Origin of the sequence: Frigoribacterium sp. Leaf164, assembly GCF_001423665.1 — a bacterium.
GTDB lineage: Bacteria > Actinomycetota > Actinomycetes > Actinomycetales > Microbacteriaceae > Frigoribacterium > Frigoribacterium endophyticum.
Genome location: NZ_LMOX01000003.1, coordinates 138,355 through 150,387 on the forward strand (window position 1 = coordinate 138,355; position 12,033 = coordinate 150,387).

General features: G+C 66.0%; 15 protein-coding genes. 9 read left to right on the forward strand and 6 right to left on the reverse strand.

Features of this window, described 5'->3' with window-relative positions; translation table 11 throughout:
• The first annotated feature begins 48 nt into the window (after positions 1-48).
• On the forward strand, positions 49-492 hold the full coding sequence (locus tag ASF82_RS08690) for a hypothetical protein (RefSeq protein WP_054145818.1): 444 nt from the start codon (positions 49-51) through the stop codon (positions 490-492).
• A 32-nt stretch (positions 493-524) separates the two neighbouring features.
• Here ASF82_RS08690 and ASF82_RS08695 read toward each other — a convergent pair whose 3' ends face one another.
• On the reverse strand, positions 525-1,673 hold the full coding sequence (locus tag ASF82_RS08695; protein ID WP_056056400.1) for a TDT family transporter: 1,149 nt from the start codon (positions 1,671-1,673) through the stop codon (positions 525-527).
• Between the two features lie 51 nt (positions 1,674-1,724).
• Between ASF82_RS08695 and ASF82_RS08700 the strand changes: the two genes are divergently transcribed.
• Complete coding sequence (locus ASF82_RS08700; protein ID WP_162240270.1) at positions 1,725-2,651, forward strand: LysR family transcriptional regulator; 927 nt, start codon at positions 1,725-1,727, stop codon at positions 2,649-2,651.
• Here the strand turns inward: ASF82_RS08700 and ASF82_RS08705 are convergent, their stop codons facing one another.
• The 3 genes from ASF82_RS08705 to ASF82_RS08715 all read right to left on the reverse strand — a co-directional run bounded on the left by ASF82_RS08705 (position 2,652) and on the right by ASF82_RS08715 (position 5,211).
• On the reverse strand, positions 2,652-3,197 hold the full coding sequence (locus ASF82_RS08705; protein WP_043594580.1) for a uracil-DNA glycosylase: 546 nt from the start codon (positions 3,195-3,197) through the stop codon (positions 2,652-2,654). It abuts the gene before it with no gap.
• 671 nt (positions 3,198-3,868) lie between these two features.
• A complete protein-coding gene (locus tag ASF82_RS08710) occupies positions 3,869-4,450 on the reverse strand; it encodes a DUF305 domain-containing protein (protein ID WP_055801328.1) in 582 nt (193 codons plus the stop codon).
• Positions 4,447-5,211, reverse strand: coding sequence for a cation diffusion facilitator family transporter (locus ASF82_RS08715; RefSeq protein ID WP_369814268.1), 765 nt, complete (start codon positions 5,209-5,211; stop codon positions 4,447-4,449). Before ASF82_RS08715 ends, ASF82_RS08710 begins: the two co-directional genes overlap by 4 nt.
• Before the next feature lie 149 nt (positions 5,212-5,360).
• Here ASF82_RS08715 and ASF82_RS08720 point away from each other — a divergent pair, with 149 nt between their 5' ends.
• The 4 genes from ASF82_RS08720 to ASF82_RS15245 all read left to right on the forward strand — a co-directional run bounded on the left by ASF82_RS08720 (position 5,361) and on the right by ASF82_RS15245 (position 8,734).
• On the forward strand, positions 5,361-6,287 hold the full coding sequence (locus tag ASF82_RS08720; RefSeq protein WP_223269510.1) for a sodium:calcium antiporter: 927 nt from the start codon (positions 5,361-5,363) through the stop codon (positions 6,285-6,287).
• Positions 6,288-6,715: 428 nt separating this feature from the next.
• Positions 6,716-7,222, forward strand: coding sequence for a hypothetical protein (locus tag ASF82_RS08725; RefSeq protein WP_158612599.1), 507 nt, complete (start codon positions 6,716-6,718; stop codon positions 7,220-7,222).
• Between the two features lie 298 nt (positions 7,223-7,520).
• Positions 7,521-8,027 (forward strand): sigma-70 family RNA polymerase sigma factor, encoded by a 507-nt coding sequence (locus ASF82_RS08730; RefSeq protein WP_055801561.1) that lies wholly within the window; start codon positions 7,521-7,523, stop codon positions 8,025-8,027.
• On the forward strand, positions 8,024-8,734 hold the full coding sequence (locus tag ASF82_RS15245) for a zf-HC2 domain-containing protein (protein ID WP_082452595.1): 711 nt from the start codon (positions 8,024-8,026) through the stop codon (positions 8,732-8,734). The genes ASF82_RS08730 and ASF82_RS15245 overlap by 4 nt, the downstream gene beginning before the upstream one ends.
• A 198-nt stretch (positions 8,735-8,932) precedes the next feature.
• Here the strand turns inward: ASF82_RS15245 and ASF82_RS15545 are convergent, their stop codons facing one another.
• Positions 8,933-9,400 (reverse strand): hypothetical protein, encoded by a 468-nt coding sequence (locus ASF82_RS15545; protein ID WP_156370030.1) that lies wholly within the window; start codon positions 9,398-9,400, stop codon positions 8,933-8,935.
• A gap of 189 nt (positions 9,401-9,589) precedes the next feature.
• Here ASF82_RS15545 and ASF82_RS08745 point away from each other — a divergent pair, with 189 nt between their 5' ends.
• A complete protein-coding gene (locus ASF82_RS08745; RefSeq protein ID WP_056056408.1) occupies positions 9,590-9,904 on the forward strand; it encodes a PadR family transcriptional regulator in 315 nt (104 codons plus the stop codon).
• On the forward strand, positions 9,901-10,479 hold the full coding sequence (locus ASF82_RS16120; RefSeq protein WP_235491240.1) for a DUF2314 domain-containing protein: 579 nt from the start codon (positions 9,901-9,903) through the stop codon (positions 10,477-10,479). The genes ASF82_RS08745 and ASF82_RS16120 overlap by 4 nt, the downstream gene beginning before the upstream one ends.
• A gap of 62 nt (positions 10,480-10,541) precedes the next feature.
• Here the strand turns inward: ASF82_RS16120 and ASF82_RS08755 are convergent, their stop codons facing one another.
• Complete coding sequence (locus tag ASF82_RS08755) at positions 10,542-11,111, reverse strand: recombinase family protein (RefSeq protein WP_056056412.1); 570 nt, start codon at positions 11,109-11,111, stop codon at positions 10,542-10,544.
• A 180-nt stretch (positions 11,112-11,291) separates the two neighbouring features.
• Between ASF82_RS08755 and ASF82_RS08760 the strand changes: the two genes are divergently transcribed.
• Positions 11,292-12,002, forward strand: coding sequence for a 4'-phosphopantetheinyl transferase superfamily protein (locus ASF82_RS08760; RefSeq protein ID WP_056056414.1), 711 nt, complete (start codon positions 11,292-11,294; stop codon positions 12,000-12,002).
• The last annotated feature ends 31 nt before the right edge of the window (positions 12,003-12,033 follow it).

Sequence of the window (12,033 nt, forward strand, 5' to 3'; positions counted from 1 at the left end):
CCGACTCCCTTTTCCGTTTCGACGAACGAGTGAGCAGGAGAAAGCATCATGAGCAACACCGTCATCCATGACTTGGTTTCCGAGATGCTGAGTCAGCTTCCGTCCGGTGGAGGCATCGTGGCTGTGGATGGCGATGCTGGCGAGCATCTCTCGGACATGGGCAGTCAGTTAGCTCGGGAGATCAGCGCGAGAGGCCTCACGTCGTCGGTCCGATCATTCACGGGCGCAGACTTCGAGTCTTCACCCGCCGGCACGGACGTGCTGTTGGTCGTCGGCGAAGGCGCGTTGCAGCCTGGCGTCCGGACGCGGTGGAACTGGACTCTGTGGGTCGAAGCCTCCGGGGTGCGTGATCCGGCGAGCAACGACCGCAGTGCGGTGGCGTTCGAGAGCTACCGGTCGCGTGACGAGCCCAAGGGCGCCGCCTCGGCCATCGTCGACGTCAGTGACCCCGAGGCCTATCGCCGTGACTGGAACGACGCCTGTTCGATCTGAGCCACTCCCCCACGCACCCTCGTCGTCCGCGGTCAGGGCAGGGGACGGGGAGGCGCGAGGAGCGTTCCGCGTATGACGCTGCCGTGGAAGGTGCGCACGGCGACCGTGACCCAGGCCCCGACGAGCCCGATGTAGAACACGACCGCCAGTACCTGCAGCGCGACGAGTCCCGTGTGCAGGGCCAGACCGTTCAGGCCTGTCACGCAGGTGCCGACGGGGAAGGTGAACGACCACCAGGTGAGTGAGAACGGGAGCCCCTGGCGGATGGTGCGGCGGGTGATGGCCGATGCCAGTGCCGCCCACATCAGGGCGAATCCCAGAGTGGGCACACCGTAGACGAGCCCGAAGACGAACAGGGCGTGCGAGGTTCCCTGGTCGACGGCGAGGTGGGCGTTGCCACCGAGCAGGTTGGCCGCGGTGATCGACTGCCCCAGGGGGCCGAGGACGATCCAGAGGGTCGGGACCATGCCGGCCGGGCCGATCTTGTGCTGGGCCAGGCGTGACCAGATCAGCGTGATGATCACGATCGACGCCAGCAACGACAACCCGAACATCGCGTAGCACCCCCAGAGCATGTTCTGCCTGGCCTGCCCCGCGGGCAGGAAGGGCAGCAGCAGCGCACCGGTCGAGGCAGACACCATCGGGGGAACCACGGGCATGAGCCAGCCGCCGAACGCACTGTCGGGGGCCGTGTCGTGCCGGGTGAACGTCAGGTACGGGACCGCGATCGCGCTGACGAGGCCGAGCACCGTACCGATGGTCCACAACACCCAGTCGATGCCGACCGCCAGGGGCGTACCGAGGACGTCTTTGCCCAAGAGCAGGGTGCCCGCGCCGACGGTCAGCAGCGCCATGGGCGGTGCCCCGTAGAAGTGCGCCATCACCGGATTGAGATGATGCCCCCGCGCGGTGGCTCGGTAACGCACCCAGTGCATGACGGTCGCTGTGCTGAGAGCGACCAACAACACGCTGGCCAGTGCCCAGACGATGGTCGCGGCAGGGCGCAGCCCCGGGAACTGCAACGGCAGGGTCGCCGCGGCGTTGGCGACGATGCCGGTCCCCATGATCGACGCGAACCAGTTCGGGGTCAGGTTCGACACGATCTGCCCGCGGTGCTCGAGCTGGCGGAACAGACCGTGCGTGCGGGGAGGGGCGACAGTCGGTGTGATCGCGGCAGGCATGCTTCGATCTTCGTACGTGCGTCCGGCTGCCGATACGGGCGGATGCTTGTGGTGTCACAATCGATCCTTGTGACCGGACTCCCTGTTGATCTCGAGACGCTCCGACTGCTGGAGGCGATCTCGAGATCGGGCAGTCTGGGCCGGGCCGCGACATCGGTGGGCATCAGCCAGCAGGCGGCGTCGTCTCGCATCACGGGCGCCGAGCGGCGGCTGGGTCGTACGTTGCTCGTCCGCTCTCGGGCGGGCTCGGCGCTGACCGAGCACGGACTCCTGGTGTGCGAGTGGGGCCGACCTGTGCTCGAGGCGGCGACCACCTTCGAACGATCGCTGCACACCCTGATGGCCGGCACCTCCGACGCTCTCCTCGTCGCGGCGAGTCAGACGGTGTCAGAGGCGCTGATGCCACGCTGGATGACAGCGGCAGCGGATCGTGTCCGGGTACGCCTGGAATCGGGCAACAGCGACTGGGTCGTCGACGAGGTCCGTTCGGGGCGCGCGCACCTCGGGTTCACGGAGACCCCTGATGAGGCCGACGGGCTCGCCACGACCGTCCTGGGTGTCGACGAACTGCTCGTCGTCGTCTCGCCGAGGCACGCATGGGCATCGAAGTCCGAACCCGTGACGGCAGCGGATCTCGCATCCACACCGCTCGTGTCTCGGGAGTCGGGCTCGGGCACCCGCCGGACCCTCGAGCTCGCCCTGGGGATCGACCCTGCCCTGATGGCAGAACCCGCTGCGCAGTTGTCGTCGACGGGCGCCATCCGGGCGGCCATCGCCGGCGGTGTGGGTCCGGGAGTCATCAGCTCGTTGCTGGTCGAGGACGACCTCCGTGCCGGGCGCCTCGTCACCGTCCCGGCAGCCGTCGACCTGAGGCGCCCGTTCCGCGCCGTGTGGTCGGCCGGTCTGAGCGCCGGGGCGCAGGATCTCCTGGCCGTGATCGCCGCGTCGCAGCACAGCCCCGACTCCTCGCCGAGATGATCAGAGAAGCGAAGCGTGCCGTAGGGCCGTGACGGCCCGCAGGTGCTTCTCGCCGGCGCGGGTGGCGTTCGCCGGCGACAGATGGGGTGCCGCGAGCACGGGCACGACCCTCGCACGCGGTTCCAGGGTGAAGTACCTCATCACGCCCGTCAGGGCCGGAGTGCCGAAGGTCACGATCGCCCGCAGCTGCGGCAGAGAAACGAGCAGCTGAGCCAGGGCAGGGCGTGCCTCGTCGAGATCGGTGACGGTCGGCGCCCGACCAAGGGCCCACGGGACGATGTTCCATCGCAGGTAGACGTTCCTGCCCAGACCCGACTCGATCCGTGCTCGCCTGAACGCAGACGCCGTCGGCCCCGGGTTGTCCTCACTGCTGATCGCGTCCTCGCCCTGCTTGATCGTGGCAGGACCGGGTGATTCCATCAGCACGAGAACTGTCGCCGCTGCTCCTCCACCTGATGGGTCGAAGCCCGGCACGAAGCGCGCACGTCCTGGTCCGGAGCTCCGCCATTCCGATACGAGCTGATCGAGGCCCCTGGGCTGCTGCATCCCTAGACGCTACGACGTTAGGGACCGTTTCCGCCCACGCTCACCGACGACACGGAACGACCACGACGGCGTCCTCTCCGAGTGCGCTCGCCCCACAGCAAGTGATCCAGTGGGGGATCCCCTATCGGGCACCGTCCACGAGTGCGTTCAAGCGATCAACCAGTTGCGCCATTCGGGGCGGTCCGAGTCGAAGGACGAGCGACTCCGAGAACCAGCGCATCCACACCGCCTCGACATCAAGGATCGTGACGGCATCGGCCCTGAGGAGAATGCGAACCAGGTCGACCGCCTCCATCTCGCACTCATCTGACGGAGCACCGTCCGGCTGACCAGGCTCGAGACCATACGGATCGACATCGCTGAGAACAGCCAAGACACCAGCGAGGGTCTTCCCGTAGGTCGCTGTCCCCGCTCTCATGCCCCTCATGATGCCTGGGGCTGCCTCAACCGGTGACCGATTGCTAGGCGGACGTTTTCAGCACGGGTCACATCCTCACCAGCAGGACTGCGGGAGCGACGTCGACCACGAGGCCGGCGACCGGTATCGCTGCCACCCCAGGTGGCGACCAAAATTCCGCTGCTTGTGGCTCCCCGAGCCATCCCGGGACTGCATTACCAAGACCGAGATTCTGGTGACCGTCTTGGGGCACGCTGGCCTGCGACGAGGACGGCTACTTGATTACCGCGAGGAGGTCTTCCATCGTGTCGATCTGGTCAGTCTGAGAGGAGACGATCGCTGTCGCCAGCTGGACCGCGTCCGGGTTCTGCCCACCCTCGATCTCGGTCTGCGCCATCTCGACAGCCCCCTCGTGGTGTGTCGTCATCTGTTCCAGGAACAGCCGCGCCGCGTCGGTTCCGTCAGCATTCTCGAGGGCGTCCATGTCGGAGTCGCTCATCATGCCGTCCATGGAGTGATCCATGGACGCCTCAGTGTCCTGCCCCCAAGCCTTGAGCCATGTCGTGAGCTGATCAATCTCCGGGGCCTGCTCGGCCTTGATCGTCTCGGCAAGGGTGATCACGTCCCCGTCGATACCGTCTTTCGCGAGGAGCATGTCGCTCATCTCGACGGCCTGGGTGTGGTGCGGGAGCATCATCTGGGCGAACATGACGTCTTGATCGTTGAAGGCAGCAGCCTGGGACGACGACGCGGACGACGTGTCGCCTGCGGACGACGACGCCTCGGCGCACCCCGCGAGGGCGAGGGCAGCAATGGTCGCAGTTGCGCTGATGAAGATGGTGGCGGTGCGGTTCATGGTCGTTCTTCCAGGATCAGAATCGAAAAAAAGATACCCCCCGGAGGTATCGTGCCGCGTACGGCTGATGAGAGCCTCTGAGCCGGCACCGGTGGTATCGGTGTAACGGTGAACGCGTCGAGGTTGCCGAGCGCAGCGCGCAGATGCGCCTCGGCCTGGTCGGCGGTCTGGGACGCCGTCAGGAGGTCTTCGGCGTCGACCTCGATGGTTGCGGAGCCGGTGAGACGGTGCCCGATCCACCGGAGATAAAGATCGTGGACGCCCCGCACGCCCAGGGCGTGTTCCAGGGCGTGTTCGGCTCGCTTGTGGAGGTCGGGGTCGATGCCGTCCATCAGCCGTCGGCCGATGGATTTCACCGTCCCCCAGGGCAGGACCATGATCGAGGCTGCGATGAGCAGGCCGATGATGGGGTCCCCGAGCGGGAACCCGGCGAGGACCCCGATGGCGCCCAGCACGACAGACAGGGACGTGAAGCCGTCCAGGCGGGCGTGGACCCCGTCAGCGACGAGGGCTGCCGATCCGATCCGTCGCCCGACGCGGATGCGGTAGATCGCGACGAGTTCGTTGTCTGCAAAGCCGATGAGCCCAGCGGCGACCAGCAGCCAGGGATTCGCGATCGGCCTGGGGTCGATGAGGCGGTTGATCGATTCCCAGCCCGCGACGGCTGCCGACGAGTGCAAGGCGCCTGGACCGGCCGGGGGCCGCCGGCATCCGTCTCGACGATCGCCCCGCGTCGAGAGGCGCACCCCGAGGAGTTGCATAGCACGCATGGACACCCTTCCCCTCTGGCTGTTAGCCGCCATCTTCGTCGCCGGCGCCGCCGTCATCTGGGTCGCCGGCATCCAGCTGTCGAAAAACGACCGACGTCCTCGACTCCCGACTCCACCTCGGTAGCGCGCTCGGCGGACTCATCGTCCTCGCGGTGGCGACCAACCTGCCCGAGATCGCCATCACGGTCAGCGCCGCCCTCTCGGGCTCGCTCGAGGTGGCCGCGGGCAACATCCTCGGCGGCATCGCCCTTCAGACGGTCGTCCTCGTCGTCCTGGACGCCCTCGGGAAACGCGGCAAGGGTGTCCACCCCCTCACCTATCGCGCGGCCTCCCTAGGGCTGCTGCTCGAGGCACTGGTCGTGGTGGCGGTCCTCGCCGTCGTCATCGCCGGAACCCAGCTGCCGTCCTCGCTCACAGTGGCGCGCCTGACGCCGGACGTCGTCCTCATCGCCGTCATCTGGCTCGTGGGCCTGTTCCTCGTCCGGCGTGCCGGCAAGGGCCTGCCGTGGCACGAGGCCGGAGCGGCACCTGACACGTCGACGCCGCGACCGCGCGGACACCGGACGCGCTCGAACCCGTCGCCGACGACCATGAGCACGAAGAAGGCCGCGGTCGTCTTCGGCCTGTCGGCCCTCGCCACGCTCGTCGCCGGCGTCGTGCTCGAACGCGCGGGCGACGCGGCCGCGTCGCAGATCGGCTTGTCGGGTGTGCTGTTCGGCGCGACAGTCCTGGCCCTGGCGACGAGCCTGCCCGAGATCTCGACCGGGTTGCAGGCCGTCAAGCAGGGCGACGACAACCTGGCCATGAGCGATATCTTCGGCGGCAACGCCTTCCTGCCCGTGCTCTTCCTCGTCGCCACGGTCATCTCCGGGCAGGCGATCCTGCCCCAGTCGAACACCAGCGACGTCTACCTGACCGCCCTCGCCGCGCTCCTCACGCTCGTCTACGCCGTCGGCCTGCTCTTTCGGCCGCGACGACGCATCGCGGGCATGGGCGTGGACTCGTTCGTCGTGCTCGTGCTCTACGCGGTCGGCATCGGTGGCCTCGTCGCCATCACGCTCGGCTGACAGGACCAGCCCGGCGACACTGGCGACCGTCAAGCCCAATGAGCCGTGGAAGTTGACCAAGGCGCCCATGCTGCTGTAGCCGCGGGCGTCCTTGTACTCGACCTGGCCGACGTCTGAGATCGCCGTAATCCGGTCCCGGGGGATGTTTCGAGACCAGATCACGTCGTGAACATGGATAGTCACGTCGTCCAGCAGGGCGTGACGCCGCAGCTGCGAACAGTGGCCCAGAGTGATGATGTGTGACAGCGGTGCCCTCGGTGCAGGGTTGCCACTCGCGTCTGCCACCCGTTTCGCCGGGAGTGAGGACGGCTGCCTGCGACCGCCAATCTTTTTCGGCCACGGATGAACTTCTGGATGAGCTGCATCGTGTTCGTAGTAAGCGGGCTACCTGGGCCGGCGTACCAGCAGGAGGAATCATGCACAAGCGAATGACCATCACCCTCACGACGGCCGTTTTGGCGGCGGCCGCTCTCTCCGGGTGCACCACATCTGCCGAATCATCCACGACGACCGACTCCACCGAGCCGGCCCCCGCCGAGACCACCGCGGCAGCGGCAGTCCTCGGCACCGCAACGTCTCCCCTGGGCGAGATCATCACCGACGACGCCGGGTACACGATCTACACGTTCAAGATGGACGAGCAGGACTCGGGCACCAGCAACTGCTACGACGAATGCGCCACGACCTGGCCGGCAGTTGAAGCCTCCGACACGTCCTCCCCAGAAGGCATCACGGGCGAGATCGGTTCCCTCACCCGCACGGACGGGACAACCCAGCTGACCGTCGACGGCTGGCCGGTGTACCGGTTCGCGAAGGACACCGAACCTGGACAGGTCAACGGACAGGGCGTGAAGGATGCCTGGTACGTCCTCCAGCCGGACGGCACGATCAACATGGAAGCAGCCACTGAGGGCGCAGCGACCCCAGCCTCCTGATCGCGCGCGTGCCTGCCGGACAGAACTCTCCGGGTTGCAGGCCCTCGCAGCTCCACAACCCCACCCGAGCAAAGGAGCCACAAGGCAGTGCTCATCGACATCAAGGCAGAGACAGTGGGTGCGAATACGTCGACTGCTTCCGCTCAGACGGTGAACCCATGTCCTGGCCTGGTCGATGGCATGAGGTTCGATCACTGGTGCGCATCGGCGTTCCTCGGTGCGCTCGATACAGGCACGACAAGAGGCGGTCCTGGATCAGGCACTAGCCGGACTTCACTGGCGCGAGGCGGTGAAGGTCATGGCCCGAGCCAGTGACGAGCTTTTGTCGACATTGTTCGAGTGCCACGGCGGGGCGCTTCGCCGTTACACACACAGCCTCACTCGGAACGCGGCGCTGACCGAGGACATCGTTCAAGAGACGATGCTGAGAGCATGGCAGCGTCCTAAGGTGCTGGAGCTCGACAAGGATGCGGCTCAAGCGTGGCTGTTCACGGTCGCTCGGCGCCTCGTCATCGACGACGCACGATCTGCCCGGAGTCGACGAGAAGTGGCAGCCCTTGGCGAGGTAGAAGGCACTGCTCTCGATCGCACTGATGCCGTCCTGGACAGCATCATCGTTGCGGACGCGCTGGCGTCGCTCTCCGACCACCACCGTCAGATCGTCATCGATGCGTACTTCGCTGGTCAGAGCATTCCTGAAATTTCGAGACGGCTTGGCATCCCAGAAGGAACCGCGAAATCGCGGCTCCACTACGGGTTACGCGGGCTGAGGCTAGCCCTCCAAGAAAGGGGCGTCACACGATGACTGAGCATCCCGATCTTCAAGCTAACGAGGACCGTTACCAAGACTGGGACGCGTCCTACGTCCTCGGAGCGCTCCCCACCGATGAACGTCGCGAATACGAGCAGCACCTCAGTACCTGCGCCAACTGCCGTGAAGCGGTGACGGAACTTGCGGGTCTCCCAGGCATCCTGAGCCGAATCTCGCCGGAAGAGGCCCTTGCCATCCATTCACCTCTGGGTATGGATGAAACTCAGGCGCCATCAGAAACGTTGTCGCTGATGGCCCACCGCTTCCGCAAGAGTCAACGCCGCCGCCGAGGAGTCATGGCTCTCGCAGTTGCCGCTGCTGTTGCTGCCGCCGTCTTCGGGGGGCTCGCCGTGGGCGCAAGAAACGACGTCGGCCCAGCGACGGCCCAAATGACGTTCCAGCCCATGGACCCCGGAACTGACTCCACCACCCTTACTGCCGGTCTGCAGATCGAGGAGAAATCTTGGGGCACGAGGCTCGATTGGAACTGCGACTACGGCGCGGATGCGCCAGACAACTCCCGATACGAGCTCGTGGTCACACAAACGGACAACACCACGCTTACCGTCGCGACGTGGGACGCAGCTGGCTCGCGTGCCGCAGATCTGTCTGCGTCGACGGCTATTCCCAGCCTGAAGATCACGAGTGTAGAAATCCGCTTGCAGGGATCCACGGTCGCGTTGGCTCGGCTAGACACCTGAGCACCTCCCGAACAAGCCGCCCGTTAGACGATCGATCACCGACCACCGACGGACGCTAGCCACTCCCCCGCAGCTACGGGGCGCCAGCTGTCTCGATAGGTCAGTCCGAAACTGATCTCGGTGAACGATCCCCTACCGGGCGCCGGCCCGACGTCGTCGATCAGTCTCTGGGACATGAGGTGGCGCTCTGCAGTTGTTCTACTGGGCGAATCCACCGCCGTCAGCCCAGGCTGCAATGTCAGCCGGGATGGCGCGACGCTGACGGCGATAGTAAGTCCGAAGGCTGTTGAGCCCGTTCTCGTTATCGATCCATCGGCCGTCGGCCAGATCAACGTATCCACTCCACGCGTTCCAACCGCGCCCGTCGCGGTAGCCGGCGTCCTTAGAAAACTGAATGTACTCATCTCGGCTCGCTCCTCGGTGCTCACGAGCATTCAGGGCTGCGAGCTTGGACCACAACAAAATCGAGACCCAGTCGCGTTGAGTTCGATCACCGTTGATGTCAGGACGTACGTCCGGCTCATCTTTTTCAGGATCGAAGACCGGCCACGACGACTCGTCATCGAGATTCTCCGTCCAGTCGCCCTTCTCCAGCAGGCGTTCCAGTCGATCCGCGAGGGCTCGGTGGTCAGCGACAACCTGTCTGAGGTCTTCTTGAGTGGACACAATGGCCTTTCATCTGCATAAGCAAGTGTTCGCTTAAGAATACACACAGATACGCAAATAGATCCACTGCGGTGCACACGACCTCTCAAGGAATCGACCATGAAGGTGTCTGAGTGGGGACTCTCTTGCGAAATTTCGATAGCCCCGCAATAGCTAGACACAGGAACCGACTTAGGTAGAGTTAGACCTATGAAGGTCACACATTCGCTTGCCCTGGTGGCGCTGGCCATGATTCAGATGAATCAAGAGGGGGATGGATATATCTGGGGGTACCAGCTGACAAAGCGATCAGGAGTCCGCTCAGGCGTTCTTTATCCCCAGCTCGATCGCATGCTCGCGGAGGGGTGGCTGGAGGACCATTGGGAGGAGCGAGCTGCAGATCAGAAGCGACCGGCGCGGCGCTACTACACCTTGACTGACGAGGGAAGAATTGAGCTCGGGGCCGTAGCTCATCGCGTGAACACAGAGCCGCGCTTTGCGTCGATGAAGGGGGTGTTCGCATGATTGCGGATCTCCTGACAGGACCTGGTGCTCTCAGCGCCTTCGGTGTCGCAGTGCTCCTCTTCGGCTTCGCGCCAGGGTTGGTCTTGGCTGCCATCGTCCGCCTCATCCCGGACATCGATCGCCGACAGGAGCTGCAGGCAGAACTCTATGAAGTGCCTCGATGGGAGCGCCCCTTCTGGGTTGCGCAGCAGTTCGAGGTGGCACTCCGGCTTGGGCTCTCGCCCAGAATTTCTTGGACCTGGGGCAGGTACGTGTGGCACCGGTCCAAGCTTGAGTCGGGGCTCAAACGCCATCAACAGTCCCCCGACACTTTCGAAATACCGGACGACGAATCTAAGGAACTCGTTGAGCCCGGCGACCTGGTAAAGCTGATGTGGTCAGTTGCGCGGCTCCCAGGTGAGCGAATGTGGGTTCGAGTGACTAGCCGCAATGGTCGAGAACTCGAGGGCGATCTCGACAACTGGCCCCTGTTCGTACACATGCACCCCGGCGAGCGAGTTCGCTTCGACATCGACGACATCATCGACTGCGAGCTGGTTGATGAAGAGCAGGACCGCGCGGCACTGTCTAGCTGATTGGTCGCAATGCCGCCCCAACCGATGACAATCAGCCTGGCATCGCACGTCGCCCCTGCGATCTAAACCTGGTCCGCTCTCTGAATGGCTCGGTAGACCGTCGATCGCGCCACGTCGAACAGCTCGGCAATCTCGCTCGTGGTGTGCTCGCCGGTGCGGTGCAGCTGCACGAGGTGCTTCTCCTGCGAGGCAGTGAGCTTGGGCTTGCGGCCGCGGAGCTTGCCGGCGGCCTTGGCGATCGCCATGCCTTCGCGAGTGCGGGCTCGGATGAGGTCGGCCTCGAACTCGGCAACCATGCCGAGGACGTTGAAGAGGAGCCGGCCGACGGGGTCGGTGGGGTCGTAGACCGCTCCCCCGAGGTTCAGGGCGACGCCCTTCTTCGTCAGCTCGTCCGCGATGTCCGTCGCGTCGCGCAAAGACCGGGCGAGACGGTCGAGCTTCGTCACTACGAGGACGTCGCCGGCGCGGCACGCAGCGAGAGCTTCGCGAAGGCCCGGCCGGGCTCGAGTCGTCCCCGACAAGCCGTGGTCAACATGCACGTGTTGATCGTCAACACCGAGCGCTGCAAGACCGTCGCGCTGTGCTGCAAGATCCTGCCCCGAGGTCGAGACGCGGGCGTATCCGATGAGCATTCAAGAACTGTAGCGTTTATACCCCGGTCACCGGGCATTTTTGCGGGACAGGCATACGCGAATCCACAGGCCAGACGCCACTTGACCTCCGTCGACCAGAACGGTCACCAGAAGGTGTCCCGATGAACGACCGCTCACCGCACACCCCGGCACGCCCCGCCAGCCTGCGATCATGACGACGTGCCCCACTCCGTCCCCGCCGCCCACCACGGCGTCGACGTCTGGCTGATGCGCCTCGACGACACGGCGGCGGGGCTCGCCCGGGCGCACGGGCTGACGCTGCCCGCCGGCTCGTCCGCGGCCGCGTGGCTCGACGCCGACGAGCGGGCCCGGGCTGCCCGGCTGCACGACGCGACCGACCGGCACCGCTGGCTGCTCTCGCACGTCGCCACGCGCCTCCTCGTGGGCCTCGCGCTCGACCGCCACCCGGCCGACGTGACCTGGCGCCGCGAGCCCTGCCGGCGCTGCGGCGGGCCGCACGGGCGCCCCGTCGTCGTCGACGGCGACGACCTGCACGTCAGCCTCAGCCGCTCCGGCGACACCGCCCTGCTGGCGCTGCGCCGCGGCCTCCCCGTCGGCGTCGACGTCGAACAGGTCACGACCGGCCCCGCGGCCACCCCGCACGACGACCTGCACCGCTGGGTCCGGGCGGAGGCGGTGCTCAAGTCCACCGGGGAGGGCCTGACCCGAGACCCCGCCGCGGTCGACGTGGGCGACCCGGCACGGGCGCGGTGGTCCGGCGAGGCCGAGGGGCTCGACCTCGACCTCGCCGCAGCCGCCGGCACGGCCCCCGGCACCGGGGACGACCCGCGCCTCCTCGCGGCCCTCGCGGGGCCCGCCCTGCACGGCTCGTCGCTCCGCGTTCACCTGCCGGTCACCGCGTCGACCTAGGTTCCGACCGACCCTGCGAGACCCTCGACGC